The sequence below is a fragment of the Niastella populi genome (assembly GCF_002078015.1).
Lineage (GTDB): Bacteria > Bacteroidota > Bacteroidia > Chitinophagales > Chitinophagaceae > Niastella > Niastella populi.
This window is the reverse complement of record NZ_LWBP01000056.1, coordinates 17,207-39,095: the sequence shown is the minus strand read 5'-3', so window position 1 is coordinate 39,095 and position 21,889 is coordinate 17,207. Positions and strand designations below refer to the sequence as shown.

General features: G+C 47.7%; 19 protein-coding genes. 4 read left to right on the top strand and 15 right to left on the bottom strand.

The genetic code is table 11. From position 1 onward, the window contains the following. Window positions 1-111 precede the first annotated feature (111 nt). Window positions 112-1,281 carry an MFS transporter gene (locus A4R26_RS06885; RefSeq protein ID WP_242674845.1) on the bottom strand — a complete coding sequence of 390 codons (1,170 nt, stop codon included), beginning with the start codon at window positions 1,279-1,281 and terminating at the stop codon, window positions 112-114. A 70-nt stretch (window positions 1,282-1,351) separates the two neighbouring features. Further along, entirely contained in the window at window positions 1,352-2,242 is an 891-nt protein-coding gene (locus tag A4R26_RS06880) for an AraC family transcriptional regulator (protein ID WP_081163033.1), read from the bottom strand. Between the two features lie 319 nt (window positions 2,243-2,561). On the opposite strand from A4R26_RS06880, the gene A4R26_RS06875 reads away from it, so the two are divergent. The 3 genes from A4R26_RS06875 (at window position 2,562) to A4R26_RS06865 (ending at window position 8,750) form a co-directional block, all read left to right on the top strand. Next, window positions 2,562-3,968 carry a TolC family protein gene (locus tag A4R26_RS06875; protein ID WP_165760175.1) on the top strand — a complete coding sequence of 469 codons (1,407 nt, stop codon included), beginning with the start codon at window positions 2,562-2,564 and terminating at the stop codon, window positions 3,966-3,968. A 119-nt stretch (window positions 3,969-4,087) separates the two neighbouring features. Continuing rightward, window positions 4,088-7,312 carry an efflux RND transporter permease subunit gene (locus A4R26_RS06870; protein WP_081162643.1) on the top strand — a complete coding sequence of 1,075 codons (3,225 nt, stop codon included), beginning with the start codon at window positions 4,088-4,090 and terminating at the stop codon, window positions 7,310-7,312. Window positions 7,313-7,586: 274 nt separating this feature from the next. Then, window positions 7,587-8,750, top strand: a complete 1,164-nt coding sequence (locus A4R26_RS06865; protein WP_081162640.1) for an efflux RND transporter periplasmic adaptor subunit — start codon at window positions 7,587-7,589, stop codon at window positions 8,748-8,750. Between the two features lie 199 nt (window positions 8,751-8,949). Here the strand turns inward: A4R26_RS06865 and A4R26_RS06860 are convergent, their stop codons facing one another. The 7 genes from A4R26_RS06860 to A4R26_RS06830 all read right to left on the bottom strand — a co-directional run bounded on the left by A4R26_RS06860 (window position 8,950) and on the right by A4R26_RS06830 (window position 14,118). Continuing rightward, entirely contained in the window at window positions 8,950-9,264 is a 315-nt protein-coding gene (locus A4R26_RS06860) for a phosphoribosylpyrophosphate synthetase (RefSeq protein ID WP_081162637.1), read from the bottom strand. 53 nt (window positions 9,265-9,317) lie between these two features. Continuing rightward, the gene (locus A4R26_RS06855) at window positions 9,318-9,938 is read right to left on the bottom strand and encodes an alpha/beta hydrolase (protein WP_081162634.1); all 621 of its coding nucleotides are present in this window, start codon (window positions 9,936-9,938) and stop codon (window positions 9,318-9,320) included. Between the two features lie 4 nt (window positions 9,939-9,942). Further along, window positions 9,943-10,881, bottom strand: coding sequence for a ring-cleaving dioxygenase (locus A4R26_RS06850; RefSeq protein WP_081162631.1), 939 nt, complete (start codon window positions 10,879-10,881; stop codon window positions 9,943-9,945). Window positions 10,882-11,035: 154 nt separating this feature from the next. Beyond that, window positions 11,036-11,572, bottom strand: coding sequence for a YceI family protein (locus A4R26_RS06845; protein WP_081162628.1), 537 nt, complete (start codon window positions 11,570-11,572; stop codon window positions 11,036-11,038). A 214-nt stretch (window positions 11,573-11,786) separates the two neighbouring features. Beyond that, window positions 11,787-12,329: a YceI family protein gene (locus A4R26_RS06840; RefSeq protein ID WP_081162625.1), complete on the bottom strand. Its 543-nt coding sequence runs from the start codon at window positions 12,327-12,329 to the stop codon at window positions 11,787-11,789. A gap of 209 nt (window positions 12,330-12,538) precedes the next feature. Further along, a complete protein-coding gene (locus A4R26_RS06835; protein WP_242674843.1) occupies window positions 12,539-13,435 on the bottom strand; it encodes an AraC family transcriptional regulator in 897 nt (298 codons plus the stop codon). Between the two features lie 26 nt (window positions 13,436-13,461). After that, window positions 13,462-14,118 (bottom strand): metal-dependent transcriptional regulator, encoded by a 657-nt coding sequence (locus tag A4R26_RS06830; RefSeq protein ID WP_081162619.1) that lies wholly within the window; start codon window positions 14,116-14,118, stop codon window positions 13,462-13,464. Window positions 14,119-14,276: 158 nt separating this feature from the next. On the opposite strand from A4R26_RS06830, the gene A4R26_RS06825 reads away from it, so the two are divergent. After that, window positions 14,277-14,843, top strand: a complete 567-nt coding sequence (locus A4R26_RS06825; protein ID WP_081162616.1) for a dihydrofolate reductase family protein — start codon at window positions 14,277-14,279, stop codon at window positions 14,841-14,843. A gap of 77 nt (window positions 14,844-14,920) precedes the next feature. Here A4R26_RS06825 and A4R26_RS06820 read toward each other — a convergent pair whose 3' ends face one another. From A4R26_RS06820 to A4R26_RS06795, 6 genes are all read right to left on the bottom strand, one after another. After that, a complete protein-coding gene (locus A4R26_RS06820; RefSeq protein ID WP_081162613.1) occupies window positions 14,921-16,036 on the bottom strand; it encodes a vWA domain-containing protein in 1,116 nt (371 codons plus the stop codon). Window positions 16,037-16,138: 102 nt separating this feature from the next. Further along, window positions 16,139-16,957, bottom strand: coding sequence for an AAA family ATPase (locus A4R26_RS06815; protein ID WP_242674842.1), 819 nt, complete (start codon window positions 16,955-16,957; stop codon window positions 16,139-16,141). A 195-nt stretch (window positions 16,958-17,152) separates the two neighbouring features. Next, window positions 17,153-17,986: an FAD binding domain-containing protein gene (locus A4R26_RS06810; RefSeq protein ID WP_081162607.1), complete on the bottom strand. Its 834-nt coding sequence runs from the start codon at window positions 17,984-17,986 to the stop codon at window positions 17,153-17,155. Between the two features lie 151 nt (window positions 17,987-18,137). Beyond that, window positions 18,138-20,516: a xanthine dehydrogenase family protein molybdopterin-binding subunit gene (locus A4R26_RS06805; protein ID WP_081162604.1), complete on the bottom strand. Its 2,379-nt coding sequence runs from the start codon at window positions 20,514-20,516 to the stop codon at window positions 18,138-18,140. Window positions 20,517-20,706: 190 nt separating this feature from the next. After that, entirely contained in the window at window positions 20,707-21,207 is a 501-nt protein-coding gene (locus A4R26_RS06800) for a (2Fe-2S)-binding protein (protein WP_081162601.1), read from the bottom strand. A gap of 34 nt (window positions 21,208-21,241) precedes the next feature. Further along, the gene (locus tag A4R26_RS06795; protein ID WP_081162598.1) at window positions 21,242-21,694 is read right to left on the bottom strand and encodes an SRPBCC family protein; all 453 of its coding nucleotides are present in this window, start codon (window positions 21,692-21,694) and stop codon (window positions 21,242-21,244) included. Window positions 21,695-21,889: the final 195 nt, after the last annotated feature.

Sequence of the window (21,889 nt, the reverse complement as noted above, 5' to 3'; positions counted from 1 at the left end):
ATACCGGGTAGTGTCTTTTTCCCGGGGGCATGCATTTTTCCTGACCCCTGAACATCAAACTAAGAACTATAAACTAAGAACTATGAACTAAGAACTATGAACTGTGAACTGTTATTCCTCCATTTCACTTACCAGCCAGGTGATCAGCGCACCAAATAAAGCGATCAGCGCAATAGACCAGCGCAGGTTGAAAGCTTCTGCAATAAAACCAACGGTAGGCGGTACGATCAGAAAGCCAAAATAGCCAATGGTAGAAACGCCGGCAATGGCCGGTCCGCCGCTCATATGTTTTATTTTACCTGCCATGCTGAACACCATCGGCACCACACACGACACGCCAAACCCCGTCATCATAAAACCAAGCGCGGTGGCAACGGTGTAAGGTAAAACCGCGGCCAACAGTAAACCAGACAAAATAAAAAGGCCGCTGTATTTCAACATGGGTTTTACGCCGATGCTGTTGGCCAGCCTGTCGCCGGTAAAACGGCCGAGCATCATGGCCACCATATATATCGCATAACCGGCCGCAGCCATTCCCTTCGAGGCATGTACTGCCTTTTTCAAATAGATAGCGCTCCAGTCGTACATCGTTCCTTCAATGGCCATGGCGGCAAAACAAATGAAACCCAGTTTCAGCAATGCTTTTTCCGGGATCCTGAATTTTGATCTTTGAAGCCGCTCGTGCGGCTGTGGTTGTTGGTGCACGGTGTCTTTGAAAAAGAAAATACACAAACCCGATAAAACAATACATACGGCAAGAAAATGCCAGGAAGGCGCAATGCTTAAGGAAACGACCACGGACCCTATGGAAGCCGCAGCAAAACCGGCCACACTCCAGATGCCATGAAACGTGGCAATAATAGAGCGGTCATACAATTTTTGTACGCCTATCGATTGCGCATTGGCCGAAATATTGAAGAGGTTACGCGAGCAGCCAAAAAAGAATAACAGCAGTACCAGCTGCCAGGTGGCCGATGCAAAACCTACCAGGCACAACATAAGGTTGAAAAGAATGGCGCCCGTCATCATGATATACCGGCTGCTGAACCGGCGTAACAAATTACCGGTAATGGGCAGGGTACACATCAGCCCGGCCGGCAGGGCGAACAAAACGCCGCCCAGTTCGCCTTCACTTAAATGTAATTTCTGTTGAATGGTAGGGATGCGCGAGGCCCAGGAAGAGAATCCAAAGCCGGAAACGAAAAAGAAAACGGCCGTAGCTATACGGTGCTTACGCGGAGAATCGCTCGACATAATGGAATAACGAGATTTGTTGTTCAATCAATTGTTTAAGGTCCTGTTGCATGCTGCAGGGAATACATTGAAAACGGCCCTGAAACCTGTAACGGTTTTAAGCAGTAGCCGCTACCATCGTTTTCCTGTCAAACAGTACCTGTTTGCGGAAGCCGGTTGGGCTAATGCCTTTGTACTTTTTAAAGATGCGGTTCAAATGGCTTTCATCGGTAAAATGTAATTCAAAGGCAATCTCGTTAATACGCATATCGCTGTGCAGCAATCTTGTTTCTACCAGTTTTAATTTGTAGTTGGTAATATAGTTCTGTAAGGTTTCGCCGGTATGTTTTTTAAAATACTCGCTGAGGTAATTGACCGAGATCTGAAAGTTGTTGGCAATTTGTTCTGCCTTCAGTAATTCGGGTTTATAAATATTGGCCTGTACATAATGAATGATCTTTAATGTAGTGGCATCGTTATTTGAATCATACTTCATTTTGTTGGGCACTTTTATATACAGGTTGCGCGCTACAATGGAGATCACCGTATTTACCATCTGGTGAATGATCTCCTGGTGATAAGGCTCTTTATTGATATGCTCTTTTATAAGGCCGTCAATCAACGCCTTCACCAATACCCGGTCGTTCATGCCTTTTAAAATACATCCGGGTGAGTGCGTGGTATTATGAAAAATAAACTCCAGTTTTTTTATCCATTCACTTTCCTGCGTATTGGCCTGTTCGTTCTGTGATTTGAAATAAATATCATTGAAGCGGATCAGGAAAAATTTCGTGGTTGTTTTAACTGTCAGTTTATGTGAATCTTGCGGCGTAAGTAAAAACAAATGTCCGTTACGATATTCGAACCTGTTCTTGTTTATGCAGTGTGTGCCGCTGCCATCGATAATGTAAACCAGTTCAAAGAAGTTATGCTTGTGTGCCGGTTTAAGACATTCGTCTGTTTCTTTATAAACGATCTCAAACGGCTGGTGCAGGTTCTCCGTGTTCATGCCTGTAAAAGTACAGAAATAACCCAAAATTGTACAAGGGAAAATCGACTGCGTATTTGCAATTTTACAATCCTGTAATAAACTTATGCATGTTAGTGACTTCGATCCGGTTGATTGCCTGCCTCATGAACACCGGGCAAACATAATGTCTTCTGCTACGATGCTGCCATTAAAAATAGATTAAAAAGGAGAAACACAACGTCTTCATTTGAGACAAACTGTTTCACCGTTAACGATCAATTAACAACCAACCATGGCCTTACGCGAAAGAAATTACGGGCTGCCATTTCTAATTACAGCAGGAACCCAAAAAAGTACTATGCGTGTCATTTCAGTTCCCGTGATCACAATGGCGATGCTATTGTTTTTATTTTACAATTCCGTCAATGCGCAATCATCGCAGCCGCTGTTATTATCCGATGCAATTAATTCCGGATTAAAAAACTTTCAAAGCATAAAGGCGAAGCGAAATTATCTCGAAGCGTCAACCGCGCTTGTGCAAAATACCCGCAATGAATACCTGCCAAACGTCATTGCCTCGGTGCAACAGGATTATGGCACCATCAATGGACAGTATGGGCCGTTGGGTGCGGTTGGTATTCCGGGTGTTGCATCGAGCGGCCCGGTAGGCAGCGCGCAAAACTGGAATGCATCGTTCGGTGCATTGTATTTTGTAAATACCAACTGGGAGTTCTTTACGTTCGGCCGGTTGAGATCAAAGATCAGTCTGGCCAATGCCCAGGTGCAGAAAGATTCAGCCGATCTCATGCAGGAACAATTCATTCATAGCGTTAAGATCGCCAGTGCTTATTTAAATTTGCTAACCACGCAACGGCTGGTGCAGAACGCACAGGCCAACCTCGACCGCACTGCGTTCGTGCAACAGGCGGTAACCGCACGTACCCGGTCGGGTTTAAATGCGGGCGTTGATTCTTCCATTGCCAATGCTGAAGTATCGCGGGCGCGACTGGTTTTAATAGACGCGCGAAATAATGAACTGCAGGTGCGCAATCAACTGGCGCAATTGTTAAACGTAGTGCCGGTAGCGTTTAGCCTCGATACTTCCTTTATCAATAGCGTCCCTGCCGAGGTGAAAACCAATGCGCCTGTTACGCAAAATCCGCAGGTGAAATTTTTCCAGTCGCGCATCAACCAGAGCGATGTGGCAACGGCCTATCTTAAAAGAAGCATTTTGCCGGGCGTGAATTTATTCGGCGTTTTTCAAACAAGGGGTTCGGGTTTTGACTATACCTATTCACCGGCTACCAATCCCAAATACACACATGATTATTTTGAAGGAATAAAACCTACCCGCAGCAACTATGTGGCCGGTTTGGCCATTGCCTGGAACATCACCAGCATTGCCAAAGTGAAACAGCAGGTAAAAGCGCAACAATTTCTTACCGAAGCATATAAAAGCGAATACGACCAGGTGACCACCCAATTGCATGACCAACTGATCCTGGCCGATCAGCGGATAGAGAACAGCCTGCAAAGTTTGCATGAAGTGCCGCAGCAATACAAAGCTGCTGCCGATGCTTTTTTGCAAAAGAGCGTGTTGTACAGGAACGGGTTGACCAACATTGTAGACCTGCAGCAGGCGCTGTTTGCATTGAACCGCGCAGAAACCGACCGGAGTGTGGCATATATAAATGTATGGCAGTCGTTGTTGCTGAAGGCGGCTGCCAGTGGTGATTTCGACCTGTTTTTAAAACAGGTAAAATAATGGCAGGTAAGGAGTGCCAAACTACGTCAACGTTACCATGAAAGTGTGGCCCACCTTCTCAATGGTAAATAGTCTGAAGCGACTACTTACTACTTAAAACTTATTACTTATAACTTTCTATGAATCTGATAAGATTAGCATTACGGAAACCGATAACGATCCTGGTACTGGTAGCGGGTTTGTTCTTTTTTGGTATCAATGCGGTGCGCAATATCAAAATAGATATTTTCCCTTCGCTCGACCTGCCGGTAATTTATCTTTCGCATCCGTTTGGCGGTTATACCCCTACGCAAATGGAAGCTTTCTTCGGGAAGAACTATGTGAACCTGTTATTGTATGTATCCGGGGTAAAAAGCATCGAAACAAAAAATATACAGGGGCTAACGTTAATGAAGCTGTCATTTTACCCCGGCACCAACATGGCGCAGGCGGCAGCCGAAGTGAGCGCATTCAGTAACCGCGCCCAGGCGATCTTTCCGAGCGGGTCGCAGCCGCCGTTTATCCTGCGATTCGATGCCTCCACACTGCCGGTAGGGCAGCTGGTGCTGGCCAGTAAAACCCGCAGCAATAATGAACTGATGGACCTGGCGAACGTGTACGTACGTTCATCTTTTACTTCCATTCCCGGCCTGGTTTCTCCCGCCCCTTTTGGCGGTAACATACGTACGGTGGTAATAAAGGCCGATCCTGAATTGATGCGGGCGCATAACCTTACACCCGATCAGCTGGTGCAGGCGCTGCGTATCAACAACCAGACAACGCCATCGGGCAACGTGCGGGTAGGGGACGTAAATTATATAACACCTGTAAATACACTGGTAAAAACAATCAGGGATTTTGAGAATATACCGTTATTCAAAGGTGGGGTGCAAAACCTGTATCTGCGTGATGTGGCTACTGTTGAAGATGGCGCAGATATAACCGCGGGTTATGCACTCGTGAACGGAAAGCGTTCAGTTTACCTGCCGATCACGAAAAGCGCCGATGCCAGTACCTGGGAAGTGGTGCAGAACCTGAAAAAAGCGCTCCCGAAATTCCAGGCGCAATTACCCGACGATGTAACGCTGTCGTATGAATTCGACCAGTCGGTATATGTGATCAACGCGGTAAAGAGCCTTATTACCGAAGGCGCTATCGGCGCCATACTAACCGGACTGATGGTATTGCTGTTCCTTGGTGATGCCCGTGGGGCATTGATCGTGATACTGACCATTCCGGCCTCTATCATTTCGGGTGTATTGTTCCTTTCGCTGTTCGGGCAAACCATCAATATCATGACGTTGAGCGGTTTGTCACTGGCCATTGGGATCCTTGTCGATGAAAGTACGGTCACGATCGAGAACATACACCAGCACTTTGCCATGGGTAAGCCCAAAGCGCTGGCTATATGGGATGCGTGTAAGGAGATCGCATTTCCCAAGTTGCTTATCCTGTTGTGTATTCTGGCGGTTTTTGCACCGGCGTTCACCATGCAGGGCATACCCGGTTCGCTGTTCCTGCCATTGGCGCTGGCGATCGCCTTCTCTATGATCACTTCTTATTTCCTGGCGCAGACCTTTGTGCCCATCCTGGCTAACTGGATCATGAAAATAAATCCCGCGCATCAAAATGCATTACACAATGCAGCCGCTTTAAAAGAGCTGGAAGGCGATACCTGGGACCAGAAAAAACTGCTGCTTGAAAAAGATGAAAAGCGCCTTACGCGGTTTGAGAAACTAAGGAACCGTTTTTTGCGCTTCCTTGAAAGAATATTACCTTATCGCAAACCGGTAGTGATCGCTTACGTGGTGCTGGTGAGTGGTGCGGCGGTATTGTTGTTGTCGAACATTGGGCGCGATGTATTGCCACGCACCGATTCAGGGCAGTTCATGCTGCGGTTACGGGCGCCCGAGGGTACGCGTATAGAACGTACGGAGGGCATTATGGTGAAAGCGCTCAATGCACTGGATTCCATCGTTGGTAAAAAGAATATTTCCGTTACCTCCGCCTTTGTGGGCCAGCACCCCTCCCTGTTCAGTACCAGCCCTATTTATTTGTTCATGGGTGGACCGCATGAGGCGGTAGTACAGGTGCAGTTACAGGAGGAGTTTGAGGAAAGTGTAGAAGAAGTGAAAGAAAAGATCAGGGAGAAACTGCATGTGCTGATGCCGGAGGTAAAATTATCATTCGAACCGATACAGTTAACCGATAAGATCCTGAGCCAGGGTTCGCCCACACCGGTTGAGATCAGGCTTTCGGGAAGAAATAAAAAACTAAATGAGGCCTATGCCGGCAAGGTGATCGAAAAACTGAAAGCGATCCCGTACATGCGCGATGTACAGCTGGGTCAGAGCACCCGGTACCCGGCCATCAATATCAATATCGACCGAACCAGGGCTTCGCAGCTGGGCGTGGATGTCAATGATATTTCGCGATCGCTGATCGCCTCCACGTCATCATCGCGTTATACCGATAAAAATATTTGGGTTGATGAAAAGTCGAACCTGGCATATAGTGTACAGGTGCTGGTGCCTGAAAATAAAATGACGAGTGTAAGCGCCATTGGCGAGATCCCGATCCTGAGCAATTCGCCCCGGCCGGTATTGAGCGATGTGGCTACCATAACCCCCGATACTACCTATGGTGAGAACGACAACGTAGGGGCCATACCCATGTTGAGCGTGACCGCCAATTTAAATAATACCGATCTGGGCACGGCAACAAGGGATGTGCAGAAGGCGATACAATCGCTTGGAGAATTGCCCCGCGGTTTAACGATAGAACCAAAGGGCCTGAGTGAAGTGCTTACTGAAACGTTAGATAGTTTGCAGGGTGGACTGATTGTGGCCATAGTGGTGATCTTCCTGATGCTGGCGGCGAACTTCCAGTCGTTCAAAGTGTCGGCGGTGATCCTGGCCACCATACCGGCGGTGATCTTAGGGTCGCTGATCATGTTGAAGATCACCGGTTCTACCCTTAACCTGCAATCGTATATGGGTATCATTATGTCGGTGGGTGTGTCTATTGCCAACTCGGTGCTGCTGATCACCAATGCCGAACATTTGCGTATGCACAATGGTAATGCATGGGAGTCGGCAAGGGAAGCAGCCGCATTGCGGTTACGCCCTATATTGATGACCACTATTGCGATGGTGGCGGGGATGATACCGATGGCTTCGGGTTTGGGTGAAGGCGGCGACCAGGCTTCACCGCTGGGCCGCGCCGTAATTGGCGGTTTGATCGCTTCTACGATTGCCGCTTTATTTATTTTGCCCATGGTCTTTGCCTGGATGCAGGGTAAAGCGTCAACGCAGTCGGTTTCTCTGGATCCTACTGATAAAGAGAGTAAGTATTATGAGGGGTAAAGGCAACGAGGCAAAAAGGCAACGAGGCAAAAAGGCAAAAAGGCAAAAAGGCTCGAATTTCTGGCGGTGCAAGTTCGTGAATTGTGTTAAATTATCGTGAGTCCTTTGACGTTCCACTTTTCACGTTTGTCGTTTCACGATTGGCGAGGCCATTGACCCCGCCTACGCTAAAGCTCCGACGGGCAGGCATTCACGATTGACCATTCACCATTCACCCTTTATCACCGGTATTAGTAATTCTAATTTTGTAAGAACATCATAGAAAACAGCGCATATGCAACTGAGAAATTTAATACATATAGCCAGTGGGCTCACGTCGAAAGTAACTGTACCTTATTCAACCACCGCCATTATGCTTATCGCCGGCGCCGGATTGCTGGGTCTGTTACAAAGCTGTAAATCTTCAAGCGGTGAAATACCGGTAAAAGAACCCGCACCGGTTGTGGCCACAACTGAAGTGGTTACGCTGGAGAAAGGTATGCTTTCTTCTTCCCTGCAAATACCCGGTGAGTTGCTCGCTTTTCAACAGGTTGACCTGTATGCTAAGGAGAACAGCTTTGTAAGAAAATTATATGTGGACGTAGGTTCTGAAGTAAAAACCGGGCAGTTACTGGTAACCATGGAAGCGCCCGAGCTTACTTCACTGGAAGCTGCTGCACAGTCGAGATTGAAATCGCAGGAAGCATTGTACATCGCCAGCAAATCGAATTACGACCGTTTACTTGAGACCAGCAAAACACCCGGTACCATTTCTCAGAACGATCTCGATCAGGCGCTGGCTAAAAAGAATTCTGATTTTGCGCAATGGGATGCGGCAAAAGCGCAATACCGCGAGGTGGCCAACAGAAAGGCTTACCTCGAAATAAGAGCGCCTTTCAACGGCGTTATCACCTCCCGGAACGTTAACCCCGGCGCCTACGTTGGCCCTTCAGGAAAAGGATCGGAATTCCCGTTGTTCACCCTGCAGGAGCAAAAGAAATTGCGGTTGGTGATCTATGTGCCCGAAGCATATACCGGCTATGTAGATCAACAGGATAAAGTGAAGTTTACGGTGAACGCTTTCCCTAATGAAAAATTTACCGCCCAGGTAAAAAGGCTGGCGGGCGCGCTTGATCTTCGCCTGCGTTCACAACGGATTGAAATGGATGTAGCGAATGAGAATAAAAAACTGTTACCGGGTATGGTATCGAATGTGATCATTCCTTTATCGACAAAGGACAGCACGTTCATATTACCGAAAACCGCCATAGTAAGTTCACAGGAAAGAGTGTTTGTAGTGAAAGTGGTTAACAACAAAGCGGTGTGGGTTGATGTTAAGAAAGGAAGGGAGAACGAAGGCAGGGTGGAAGTGTTTGGCGAGCTGTCGGGCGGCGACCTGATCGTTAAACAGGGGAGCGAAGAGGTACGGGAAGGTTCAACACTTACGGTAAAACAGTAATTTATTTACAGATCGTAAACTTTTTGTTCATTGGTGCGTTTATTATGTAACATGTGTCACGACAGGTTTTAGTTTTTAAGGTAGGAGTAGTAACAATTTTGACTGGTGTAGAAAGAAAAAAAGCAAAAAAAGAGCCTTCCGGTTTAACGGAAGGCCTTTTTATTTCAGTTGTTTGTTAACTGATCAACTTGTTAACACGTCAACTTTTTAACCTGACTCTCTCATGTAACTGCTGTAAAAATTCCGAATTATTTTCATCGGCATACATGCCATACCCATTTACCAGAATGCCCAATGCGCCTGATGGCGCTTCAATGGCATAAACGATAGCTTCATCGGCCGGATCGGAAGGCCCTTCAAACCTGTACACTTCAATTATTTCAAAATCCTCATGGCCGAAATGGGTGTCGAGCTGATCGCAGGCAAGGCGGTTTTCGCGAATATTGAAATCTTTTGTATAACCGCGTTTTTTAAGATCGCTTACCGCTTCGGTAATGGTGTCGTATGCGTACATAATATTAGGTTAGGTTGATGGAAGTAACCGTAGCCCGGTTAAAACACAAGGTATTATTTACTAAAGATTATGCTATTTACCATATTGATCTCGTCCTCGCTGATGGTATGCCCCATATTCTTATACACTTTTTTTGTCACCTGTGCGTTCATGCCGTTCAATATTTCTGCCGAGGCATGCACTCTTTCAACCGGTACATGCGGATCGGGATCGCTGGTTCCTATAAAGATCGGCGTTCCGTCAAAATCACCGCTATAATTCTGATCATATATTTTATCGCCAATCAATCCGCCGGTGAACGCTGCCACACCACCGTAGCGTACGGCATTGCGGGCAACAAATTCAAGCGTTAAACAGGCGCCTTGTGAAAACCCGAGGAAATAAATGTTTTCGGGTTGAATGCCTTCAGCCACGATATCAGCTACCGTTTCTTTTACCAGTGCCAGTGCACCCGACAGCCAGGGCTCGTTCTCTTTTGGCGCTGCCAGAAAAGAATACGGGTACCAGGTATTGTTGGTAGCCTGGGGTGCAAACAGGGCGAAGTCCTTTACCGGTAAATAACGCGTAAGCCCCAGAATATCTTCTGCACTACCGCCTCGCCCATGTAACATAACCAATGCTTTTGTCGCTTCGCCTGTTTGCTTTCCAGTTCTTATAATTTGTTTTGTATGCATAGTATTACTGTACAATTTTGGGTAACACGCTTTGAATGGTTTCCCTGTCGGTTTCGTACTGTACGGGTAACTTCAGATTGGTTCCCAGTTCATTCACGGGTTCATCTATTGCAAAACCCGGATTATCGGTTGCCAGTTCGAACAACACGCCGCCCGGTTCGCGGAAATACAATGAATAAAAATAATTCCGGTCTATCTTAGGGGTTATATTATGTCCTTTGGCGGCAATTTTCTCCCTGAACTGCATCAGCACTTCGTCATTCTTCACGCGGAAGGCTACGTGGTGATTGGTACCACCGGCCACCAGTCCATGCGTTACTTCGGGTTCTTCAACCAGGTCAACGATGGCGGCGTTCTCTATTGCATCTGTTACAAAGCGGTAACGGTTGCCGTCCTGCTGCAATAATTTGTAACCGAAAATGTCGGTAAGGATGCTGGCAGTAGGTTTTATGTTCCGCAGGGTGAGCACGATGCTGTGAAATCCTTTTATAGCAACCTCTTTTTTAATATTGTTGGTTTCCCAGGGCGTGCGGTTGTCCGCATTTTTGGGTTCAACCAGTTGTATGCGTAAACCGTCGGGGTCTTCAAAACGAAGGATCTGCTCGCCGAACTGTTCGTCAATTTGTCCAAACCGTACCTGGTGTTTTTCAAAGTGGTTGTTCCAGAACTCCAGGCTGCCTTTGGGAACCGCATAGCCGATGTCGGTAGCCATACCGGTTCCTACGCGGCCGGGTTTTACATGGGTCCAGGGGAAGAAGGTAAGAATGGTGCCAGGTGTACCATTTTCATTACCGTAATAGAAGTGATAAGTGTGCGGGTCATCAAAGTTCACCGTTTTCTTTACCAGTCTTAATCCGAGCACTTTTGTATAAAAATCGTAGTTGCGCTGGGCTTCGCCGGCTATCGCCGTAATGTGATGTATGCCCAAAATTTTATCTTCCATAATTGTAAATTCTAAAGTTCTCAGTTCTCAGTTCACAGTTCTCAGTTCTCAGTTCACAGTTCTTCCGGCCGGGCCGTTCCATTTGCCGGTGGGTTAGCCGCGGCACGGTTTGTACCGTGGCACGGCTTGCTGAACGAAACCGTGCCACGGCATTTTAGGCCGCCTGTTTTACCAGTTGTATTTCGGCAGTGAACTTAATATCATCACCTACCACTACATTACCTGCTTCAGTTACTGCGCTCCAAGTTAATCCGAATTCTTTTCTGCTTACTTTACCGGTAACGGTAAAACCGGCTTTTGTTTGTCCGTAAGGATCAACTACCACACCACCAGCTTCTACGTTCAATACCACGGGTTTGGTGTTGCCTTTGATAGTGAGATCGCCATATAATTTACCTTCTTCGCCATCAACTTCGAGTTTGGTGCTTTTGAAGCTGATCTGGTTATGTTTTTCGGCGCTGAAAAAGTCATCGCTTTTCAGGTGACCGTCTCTTTGCTCATTGTTGGTATCGATAGAAGATACATCGATCGTTACGTCAACCACACCGGGTTTGCTGAAATCATCACCTGCGGTTTGTGCGGTTACGTTAAAGGTCCTGAATTGTCCGGTTACGGTACTGATCATCAGGTGTTTTACCTTAAAAGTGATCTCAGAGTGCATTGGGTCGAGGGTCCATTTAACTTGTGCCATTGTTTTGATATTTTTTTGGTTGTTATTATTTATTGACTCCACAAATTTCGCTCAGAAACAGGAGCTGGAGAATAGTGATAACATGGAATCTGTTGTACATTTTATGGGCTTCGCAGTTCTTAGTTCCAGGTTCTTAGTTCTCAGTTCTTTAAAATGCGGGTGGCGAACAGATCATCTGTTCGCCACCCGCATTCGCCATTCACCATTCACCTCGTTAAGAAAGCTTTAACAATTGCAGGTCACAATGCACTTTCACTTCATCGCTCAGCAATAATCCGTTCTTATCGAACAACTGGTTCCAGGTAATATTAAAATCCTTACGGTTAAGCACGGTGTCCATTTCAAACGCGGCCTTCGTATTGCCATTGGGATCGGGGCAGATACCGAGGAAGGTGGCGTTGAAACTATAGGGATGCTCTATGCCCTTTACGGTTAAAATACCGGTAACCGTTATGTGTTTGTCCTGCGTAGTAACAGCCGTTGACCTGAACTGTATGACCGGGTATTTTTTTGTATCGAAGAAATCGGGCGAGCGTAAATGGTTGTCGCGCTCTTCGTTGCCGGTGGTCAATGAATTGGCATATATAGCAAGCTGTATTTCACTATTGTCAAAACCATCACAGCCACTTAACAGGGTGCCTTCAAACTCCCTGAACCAGCCTGATACCGATGTGATCAACAGGTATTTGGCATCGAACCGGATGGTCGAGTGAATGGGGTCGATGGCCCAGGTTGCTTGTTTTACTGTTGTACTCATAACTTAATTCAATTGACAAAATAACGGAAAATCGGATCCCCGGTCAATTGATGATCGAAGGATGTTGATGTACAATTCATGGATAAAGCGGGAATTTAGCAACTGTTTGTGGTTTGTGGTTTATGGTTTGTGGTTCTTTTATTCGAAATGGTTTACTAATTGCGGCTGCCTGTTTTTTGCGATAGCAACCATAAACTAAAAACAATAAACTATAAACTATTCGTGTTTTTTGCCCTGAAATCTGAAAAGCTTTCGCCCGAGGCATTCTTGAAGAATTTGCTGAAATGGGCAGTATCATCAAAGCCTAACTGGTAGGCGATCTCTTTCATGGTGACCCTTGAATACACGGCCTGGCGTTTTGCTTCGAGAATGATGCGTTGTTGTATATGATGGCTGGCGGGAGTACCGGTTATTTTCTTCACTACTTCATTGAGATGATTGGGCGTTACGGCCAGCTCTTCGGCATAATCGTTCACCATTTTCTTCGTGGTATATTTCTTTTCTACCAGGGCAAAGAATTGTTTTACGAGCTCGATGCTTTTTGACTGGGCTTCGGTTTCTTTTGGCTGCTCGAACTGGCGGGTAAGGTAAATAAGAAAGATCTTCAGAAAACCGCGCAGGATCTCGGCGCGCAAAATAAAGTGGTTATTGAACTCCTTCAGCATTTTTGCCACGGCATCGCCCATTTCGGCACTCATTTCTTCACTCACTTTTATTACCGGCGAATTTGAAAAGGTATAAAACAGCCCGGTATTGAACAGCAGGTCGTAATTCTCTTCTGCCACGCCGAGAAACTCGGCCATGAACGAGATCACATAACCCTCAACGTCACCCGTGGTGGTCAGTTGGTGAACCTGCCCGGGAGTGATGCAATAAACCGTATTGTCTTCCAGTTCGTATTTCTCGAGGTCTATCAGGTGGGTGCCCGCGGCTTTTTCTACCCAGATGATCACGAAATAATTATGCCGGTGCGGAACGGAGTTTTGCTGGAACCGGTTCTGCGCAATCCACTCCATGGTGTGTATCTCGAAAGGTACATTCACCACCGATTTGCTCAGTTCCAGTAATGGATTGTTAACGGCCATGGTAATTCTTAACTGGGCCAATATTAATTATTTTTTACGGCATTCACCTATTCGCTGATCAATAAACTATTGGCAACTTTTAAACTTACGACCACCGTTCTTTTCGCTTTCAACTGCAGGGTATAGTTTTTGTCGTAGGCTTCCACTTCTTTTACTTTAACAGGGTCGCCGAGGGAGAGACCGATCCTGTCGAGATAGTTGAGAAAGGCCGAAGAGTGATCGGTAACGCCGGTGAACCTGCCCTGGCTGCCGGGCGGCAACGAGGCCAGCAATACAGATTTGCTGACGACAAATACGCCTTTGGCATCGGGAATAGGATCGCCGTGCGGATCGGTTTTGGGAAAATCGAGGTAGGCATCGAGTTTGTCGATCAGTTCCTGGCTATGAATATGCTCCAGCTGCTCGGCAATTTCATGCACCTGGTGCCATTTAAAACCCAGTTTGTCTACCAGGAACACTTCCCACAGGCGGTGTTTGCGAATGATGCCGATGGCCGACAGCCTGCCTTTATCGGTGAGCTTAAAACCTTTTGATTTCTGGTAGGTGATCAGTTTTTTGTTGCTCATCTTTTTTAGCATATCGGTAACCGATGCCATGTGGATGCCTAAAACCTGTGCAAGGGCCGAGGTGGCAACCATTTCGTCGCTGGCCTCCTGCAATTTGAATATCGCCTTCAGATAGTTTTCTTCTGCTGATGAATACACGTTCGCTCAATTTCCGGCAAATTAGGGATTTACGTTTAAAGATGGGGTATTGACGGAATCGCCCCTTCAGATTGTCGCAACAAACCCCTTATGTATTGGTTTATCATCAGTAGGTTTGTGTCGTCAATAAAATGATCAAAACAAATAAACTAAAGTATATGCGTTCACTGGTGTCATTTATGCACGTTTCACTGGATGGTTTTGTGTGCGGTCCCAAAGGTGAAATGGACTGGATAAAAGTAGATGAGGAGATCTTTGACTACGCCGGTAATCGCACCAGCGAAAGCGATACCGCATTGTATGGCCGTGTAACCTGGGAAATGATGGATGCCTACTGGCCAACCGCTGCCGATAAGCCCAATCCCTCCAAACACGATATCGAACATTCCACGTGGTATATGCAGGTAGATAAGGTGATTCTTTCAAAAAGCATGAAAGGAAAACAACTCCCCAATACGGTTATCATCAGCGACGATGTCGAACACCGGATAAAAGCGTTGAAACAGCAGGCGGGAAAAGAGATCATTATTTTCGGCAGTCCCGGCGTAACCCATTCGTTGACGCAGTTGGGCCTGATAGACGAGTTCTGGATCTTTGTAAACCCGATATTGATCGGGAAAGGCACCCCGTTGTTTAAGAATGTGCCAGAGGTGACGAAACTGGAGCTGGTGGAAAGTAAGAAGCTTGCGTGTGGGGTAGTTTGTTTGCATTATAAAAAGAGCTAAAAGCCTAAAGCTAAAGGCCAAAAAGCATTTTAATTGTATTTGCTTTGGGCTTTTAGCTTTCTGCTTTCAGCCCAATGTTATATCCACTTGGATAGTTTTCTCAGACTATCAATGTTATATACACCCGCAAACACATCAACAAAAGGCATTGCCGCTTTCATGCCGGCCACTTCGGGCCGCCAGGCGGTATAACCGGCCAGCGGGTTTAACCAGATCACCTTTTTGGCTTTGGTGTGTATCTGGCGCATGCTTTGTTTCAGCAGGTCGATATTACCGGTATCCCAGCCATCGCTACAAATGATCACGATCGTTTTGGAGTCGATCAGTTTGTGGCTATAATCATTTACAAATGCATGAAGCGATTCTCCGATGCGGGTGCCGCTGTTCCAGCCTTCATTACCGGCACTCAGCCATTCAAGCGCTTCGCCGAAATGTTTTTGCTGTAGCATGGGCGTTAACCGTTGCAGCGCCGTGCTGAAGGTAAACGTTTCCATGCGCTGGTATACCTGTTGAAAAGCGTACATGAACTGCAGCAGGAAGGCGGAATACAGTTCCATGGATTTGCTTACATCGCAAAGCATCAGCAGTTTCACGCGGTTGCGTTTGGGGCGGCGATGCATAATATCTATCAGTTCACCGCCGCGGCGCAGGTTTTTACGCAGCGTTTGCCGCAGATCGGGCAGGTTTATCCTGTTCGTTCCTTCGTACCGGCGGTTGGCTTTAGCCGCCAGTCTGCGCGCCAGGCTGCGAATACATTTCATCAATTCCGCTACTTCATTGTCGGGAACGGCAGAAAAGTCTTTTTGCGACAGGGATTCCCTTATGCTGTATGAAGCCGTTTCCTCGGTTTCTTTTTTCTGGTTGCCTTTCAGCCAGGCGCTGAGTGACGCAAATTGCGCCTGTGGCGCAGGTTGTTTTTTCTTTGCAGTTGCTTTCGTTTTTGCATCCAGTTGTTTATCGAGCCGTTTCCAGTACTGGCGAAAATGTTCATCAAAATCATCGAGGTTCGATTTGCTTCGGCAAATGATCATTTTCAACAACAAGAAGAACGATTCGGCACTGGTATAATCAAATTGCTGCAGCGATTGCAGGATCATCGTTTCTTCTTCTATGCCTACGGTAAATCCATGTTGCCTGAGGTAGCGACAGAACTGGACAATGTTTTGTGGAAGAGAAGTTAGTCTGTTGGTCATATGAGTTATTGAGTTATTCAGTTCATAAGTTGTTCAGTTATTCAGTTAAAGACAAACTGAATAACTTATGAACTGAATAACTTACAAACTGTTTCTCGGGTATTAGCCTATTTTAGTATGCACTCCTGTTTTTGCCAGAAGCTCATCTATAGATAGCTGCACCTGCCTCGTATCCTGCCAATCCTTCAATACCACGCCCAGTGTTTGTTCAATGATGGTTTTATCGAGGTGATCGATATGCAGGGCCGATAACGCCATGGCCCAGTCGATGGTTTCGGCCAGTCCGGGTGTTTTCTCCAGTTTCATTTTGCGCAGTTCCTGCATAAACCGGGTGATCTGTTCGCTGAGGATCGCATCGATCCCCGGCACTTTATTTTTTACGATCAGCCATTCTTTATCGAAATCGGGGTAATCGATATACAGGTACAAACAACGCCGCCGCAGGGCTTCGCTCAATTCGCGGGTGCGATTGCCGGTGAGAATTACCTGGGGAATATAGGTGGCCCTGATGGTGCCTGTTTCGGGAATGGTGATCTGCCAGTCGCTCAGCACTTCCAGCAGAAAGCTCTCGAACTCTTCATCGCTCCGGTCTATCTCGTCAATCAGCAGCACCGGTTTTTGCGAATGCGTGATGGCCTGTAACAGCGGGCGTTTCATCAGAAAAGGTTCGCTGAAGATGGTGCGTTCCTTTTCATCGATGGTATGCGTGTCGTGCTCGGTCATTTTTAAGTGAAGCAGCTGGCGCTGGTAGTTCCATTCGTACAGGGCATGGGCGGCATCGAGCCCCTCGTAACATTGCAGCCTGATAAGATCGGTTTTCAGGGCATTGGCCATCACTTTCGCGATCTCCGTTTTGCCCACACCGGCCGGCCCTTCAATAAGCAGGGGTTTGTTCAACTGAAGAGAAAGAAATACAGACATGGCAACGGATTTGTCTGTAATGTAACCCTGGTTGTGGAGCATTTGTTGAATATCGTGAAGCTGGAACAAGTTTATAGTTTATGGTTTATTGTTTATTGTTGCTGTTTAAATTTCAGGCGGTCTTACAGTTGTTAGTTGTCCCGAATGAAAGAACCATAAACTAAAAACTATAAACAATAAACTGCCTTTAAAGTATTACTTTACTGCCCACAAAGCCTTTCTAAGAAATACCTTCGCCAAATGTGTACGATACGGTATCGATGCATAATGATCGCCCAATACATCTACATTTTGCAGGGCGGCGTTTACCGCAGCAGTAATGTGCTCTTCATTCACCGGTTTTCCGGCCAGTGCCTGTTCGGCCCCGCTGTCGCGAAACGCATTTTCAGCCACACCGGTAAATGCGATATTGGTGCTGCCATCGGCAAAACGAATCACCGCGCAACCAACAAGCGCAAACCGTGAAGCCGGTTGCGGAAATTTTTGATAGGTGCTTTTAGCGCCATCGGCCGGCTTAGGAATGCGCACCGCGGTAATGATCTCATTTGGCCCGAGCCGGGTGGTGAACAACCCGGTGAAAAAATCGGTAGCCTTTATCCGCCGGCTTCCGTCGCTGCCCCGCACTTCAATGGTTGCATCGGCTGCCAGCACCAGCGCCGGCCAGTCGGCTGCCGGGTCGGCATGGGCCAGGCTGCCGCCGATAGTACCATGATTGCGCACCTGTACATCGCCGATCATGGAAGCGCCTTCGGTAAAAAAGGGCAGGTGCGTTCTGATGAGGTTATGATACATGATATCGGCATGGGTGGCCGCCGCGCCGATCACGATCTCGCCATCTTCTTCCTTCAGGTCTTTCAAAGCGGCGATGCCGCCGATATCGACCAGTTTGGCCGGGCGGCTTAACCGTAATTTCATGGCGGGTATCAGGCTATGGCCACCGGCCAGTATTTTGGTATCGTCGTTTGACAGGGCGGCAATGGCCTCATCAACTGTTGTTACTTTTTCGTATTCAAATGCTGCTGGGATCATAAAACCAATTTGATAATGTGATAATGGGAAATGCAGGCTTCACGCTGCAAGCTGCAAGCCAAAGCCAAAAACAGAAAGCTCAAAGCGAGGCTTGCAAATACTTTCGAGTCCCGAATAAAGAACTAAGAACTATGAACTAAGAACTGAATAACTAAATAACTTCCTGCAAAGCATGCCACACCCTTTCCGAAGTGAGCGGCATCCTGAGATCCTTCACCTTGTGGCCGCCGCTCCAGAGCGCGTCTATAACGGCATTCACAATGGCCGGGGCCGCGCCAATAGTGCCCGCCTCGCCGGCGCCTTTTACGCCCAGTGGGTTGTGCGGACAAGGTGTTACCTGGCTGCCTGTTTCAAACATGGGCAGGTCATCGGCCCGGGGCAGGCAATAATCCATATACGAAGCATTGGTGAGCTGTCCGTTCTCATCGTATTCGGCGCCCTCGAACAGCGCCTGGCCAATTCCCTGCACCAGTCCGCCATGGATCTGTCCTTCCACGATCATGGGGTTGATCACATTGCCCACATCATCAACCGCAACAAAACGTTTCAATTCTACCTTGCCGGTTTCCTTATCCACTTCCACTACCGCTATATGGCAGCCGAAGGGATAGGTGAAATTGGTGGGGTCATAAAAGCTGCTGAAATCGAGACCCGGCTCCAGGTCTTTGGGATACACATGCGGAACATAGGCGGTGAGCGCTATTTCACCAAAACCTACCGATTTGTCGGTTCCCTTAACAGTGAACCTGCCCGATGCGAATTCAATATCATCGGCGCTGGCTTCGAGTTTATGAGCGGCTATTTTCTTTCCCTTTTCAATTATCTTATCGATGCTTTTTATAATGGCGCTGCCGCCAACGGCCAGACTGCGCGAACCATAGGTGCCCATGCCAAAGGCAACGGCCTCGCTATCGCCATGCACAACTTCCACATCTTCGAGGTTGATGCCTAATTTATCGGCCACTACCTGCGCGAAGGTGGTTTCATGACCCTGACCGTGCGAATGAGCGCCGGTATATACACTTACTTTACCGGTTGGCTGTACCCGTACCTGGCCCGATTCAAACAAACCCGCCCGGCACCCCAGCGCGCCAACGATCGCCGATGGGGCAATACCACATGCTTCTATATACGTAGAGAACCCGACGCCTAGCAGTTTACCATTGCCGGCGGCTTCCTGTTGCTGGCGGCGCACATCGGCATAGCCCAGCATGTCAAGCCCTTTCTTCAGCACCCCTTCATAGTTGCCGCTGTCGTATTGCAGCGCTACCTGGGTTTGATAACCGGGTTGCTGAACGCCATCGAATGGCGGAATGAAGTTTTTGAAACGCAGTTCGGCCGGGTCAACATTCATTTCATGCGCGGCCAGGTCGAGCAGCCGTTCCAGGAGGTAGGTGGCTTCGGGCCGGCCGGCGCCGCGATACGCGTCGACCGGCGTTGTATGGGTGAATACGGCGGTTACATCTACATTTATTTTGGGCGTGGTGTACAAACCCTGTAGCAGGGTGCCATGTAAATAAGTAGGCACGCAACTGCTGAAGGTAGAGAGGTAGGCGCCGAGATTGGCGTATGTCTTTACCCGCAGGGCAAGGATCTTTCCTTCGGCGTCGAAACCCATTTCGGCTTTGGTTACGTGGTCGCGGCCATGGGCATCGAGCAAAAAGCTTTCGCTTCTTTCTGAGGTCCATTTAACGGGGCGGCCAATTTTTTTGCTGCACCAGGTAAGTAATGCTTCTTCGGTATAGTGAAAGATCTTGCTGCCGAACCCGCCGCCAACGTCGGGACTAACCACGCGTACTTTATGTTCGGGAATGCCCAGTACAAAGGCGCACATCAGCAGCCTTATCAGGTGCGGGTTCTGCGAGCTGGTATATAAAGTATATTTCTCACTGGCAGGGTCGTACGAGCTGTTATAGCTGCGCGGTTCTATGGCATTGGGCACCAGGCGCTGGTTTACAAAATCGAGTGTGGTAACATGCGCAGCCCGGCTCATGGCCTCATTCACTTCGTCGATGGGATTGCCCAGCACCCAGTCGAAACTTTTATTATCGGGCACATCGTCATGCACCAGCGGTGCGCCGGGTTGAACCGCTTTGGCGGCATCGATAACGCAGGGCAGTTCTTCCATTTCTACCATAACGGCTTCGGCGGCATCGGTAGCCTGTTCTTTTGTTTCGGCGATAACGATGGCGATGGCATCGCCTGCATGCCGTGCTTTGTCGGCTACCAGCAGGGGATGTTTGGGTTCCTTCATGGTGTCGCCATTTTTGAAGTTCACCTGCCAGCCGCAGGGGACGCCGTTTACTTCGGCGAGGTCGGCCCCGGTGAAGATGGCAATAACACCGGGCATTTCTTTCGCGGCGCTGGTATCGACACTTATTATTTTTGCATGGGCGTACTGGCTTCGTACAAACACCGCATAGGTTTGTTGCGGCAGAATTATATCGTCGGTATAATTACCGTGGCCGGTAGTGAACCGTTTGTCCTCAACCCGTTTAACGGCGCGGCCGATCAGTCCGTTGGTGCTCATATGTTGAATTAAGAGTGATTAGTGATTATTTGAATGATTAGTTATATTATGGGGCAAGCTGAAAGCTGAAGGCAAGGCATAAAGGCAACGAGGCAACAAGGCATAAAGGAAATACAGCTTAAAGCCGAAAGCTGAAGGCCTAAAGCGAAAACCGAAAGTCAGGAGCTGTATTTGCTTTTGCCTTTTGCCTTTAGGCTTTCACCTCCGCGGGCGCCACCGCACTTTCACTGATCTTCTCCGCCGCATACTGAACCGACTTCACTATATTATGATACCCCGTACACCTGCAGAAATTGCCTTCCAGTGCATGCCTGATATCGGTTTCGGATGGCTGCGAATTGTGTTGCAGCAGATCGGCGGCGGTCATGATCATACCGGGTGTGCAAAACCCGCATTGCAAGCCGTGGCATTCGTTAAAGGCTTCCTGCAGCGGATGCAGCTCACCGTTGTGCGACAGGCCTTCAATGGTGGTTATTTCACAGCCATCGGCCTGAACGGCCAGAATGGTGCAGCACTTGGTAGCCTTGCCATTCAGGTGTATGGTGCAGGCGCCGCAACTGCTGGTATCGCAGCCCACATGCGTGCCTGTTAACCGAAGCACATCGCGCAGGTAGTTCACCAATAAAAGCCGGGGTTCAACCATGTGACTGTATTGTACACCATTGACCGTAACATGTATGCTGGTGTTCATGTAATGTGGTTTAGTATTTTGAACAATATGATTATTAAGGAGCAGTTGTTTTTTCCAGTTCTTTTTCCAGGTTCGAAAAAAATTGTTTGGTGAGCGTATTCGATACGCCACCCATTACCCGGTTTCCCAGTGATGCCAGCATGCCGCTTAGTTTTACATCGCCGTTGAACATAACCTCGGTATCGTTATCACCCACCGGCGTAAGGCTGATGGCAATAGCGGCGTTGGCATTGCCCATTTTACTGTTCTGTTGTGCTTTTAAGGTAAACGCATTGGGTTCCTGCAGATCATGGAGCTGCAGGTTGCCGGTAAACGAACCGCTCACCGGGCCCAGTTTAATATCGAGCGTGCTTTTAAAGGAGTGATCGCCTGTTTGTTCAAGCCCGGAAATGCCGGGCACTATATGCGCGAGGGTTTCCTTATTCATTAATATAGCCCAGACTTTGGCTGGCGCTGCATGTATAAGATGTTTCCCCGCAAGCTGCATATGGCATAGTATTAATAGTGGCAGGGAACGGAGTTAGCAGAAAATTATAATAAGGTTACCCGGTAACATGGAAGTGCTGTTACCTGAATGCAATCGTTCTTTACTCTATTAAGTTAAGGAAAAAAATGAAGGGAGGGAAAAAAATAAGATGGGGGAGATATTACGGGAATGTAATTACGAATCTGGGAATTCTGC

What these genes read in the sequence shown, in the direction of transcription:
- A4R26_RS06855 (WP_081162634.1), bottom strand. Translation starts at nt 9,938, where the DNA reads ATGCATACAAAACAAATTATAAGAACTGGAAAGCAAACAGGCGAAGCG.
- A4R26_RS06800 (WP_081162601.1), bottom strand. Translation starts at nt 21,207, where the DNA reads ATGAACACCAGCATACATGTTACGGTCAATGGTGTACAATACAGTCAC.
- A4R26_RS06870 (WP_081162643.1), top strand. Translation starts at nt 4,088, where the DNA reads ATGAATCTGATAAGATTAGCATTACGGAAACCGATAACGATCCTGGTA.
- A4R26_RS06810 (WP_081162607.1), bottom strand. Translation starts at nt 17,986, where the DNA reads ATGATCCCAGCAGCATTTGAATACGAAAAAGTAACAACAGTTGATGAG.
- A4R26_RS06820 (WP_081162613.1), bottom strand. Translation starts at nt 16,036, where the DNA reads ATGACCAACAGACTAACTTCTCTTCCACAAAACATTGTCCAGTTCTGT.
- A4R26_RS06815 (WP_242674842.1), bottom strand. Translation starts at nt 16,957, where the DNA reads ATGTCTGTATTTCTTTCTCTTCAGTTGAACAAACCCCTGCTTATTGAA.
- A4R26_RS06875 (WP_165760175.1), top strand. Translation starts at nt 2,562, where the DNA reads ATGCGTGTCATTTCAGTTCCCGTGATCACAATGGCGATGCTATTGTTT.
- A4R26_RS06850 (WP_081162631.1), bottom strand. Translation starts at nt 10,881, where the DNA reads ATGGAAGATAAAATTTTGGGCATACATCACATTACGGCGATAGCCGGC.
- A4R26_RS06845 (WP_081162628.1), bottom strand. Translation starts at nt 11,572, where the DNA reads ATGGCACAAGTTAAATGGACCCTCGACCCAATGCACTCTGAGATCACT.
- A4R26_RS06880 (WP_081163033.1), bottom strand. Translation starts at nt 2,242, where the DNA reads ATGAACACGGAGAACCTGCACCAGCCGTTTGAGATCGTTTATAAAGAA.
- A4R26_RS06840 (WP_081162625.1), bottom strand. Translation starts at nt 12,329, where the DNA reads ATGAGTACAACAGTAAAACAAGCAACCTGGGCCATCGACCCCATTCAC.
- A4R26_RS06795 (WP_081162598.1), bottom strand. Translation starts at nt 21,694, where the DNA reads ATGCAGCTTGCGGGGAAACATCTTATACATGCAGCGCCAGCCAAAGTC.
- A4R26_RS06865 (WP_081162640.1), top strand. Translation starts at nt 7,587, where the DNA reads ATGCAACTGAGAAATTTAATACATATAGCCAGTGGGCTCACGTCGAAA.
- A4R26_RS06805 (WP_081162604.1), bottom strand. Translation starts at nt 20,516, where the DNA reads ATGAGCACCAACGGACTGATCGGCCGCGCCGTTAAACGGGTTGAGGAC.
- A4R26_RS06860 (WP_081162637.1), bottom strand. Translation starts at nt 9,264, where the DNA reads ATGTACGCATACGACACCATTACCGAAGCGGTAAGCGATCTTAAAAAA.
- A4R26_RS06825 (WP_081162616.1), top strand. Translation starts at nt 14,277, where the DNA reads ATGCGTTCACTGGTGTCATTTATGCACGTTTCACTGGATGGTTTTGTG.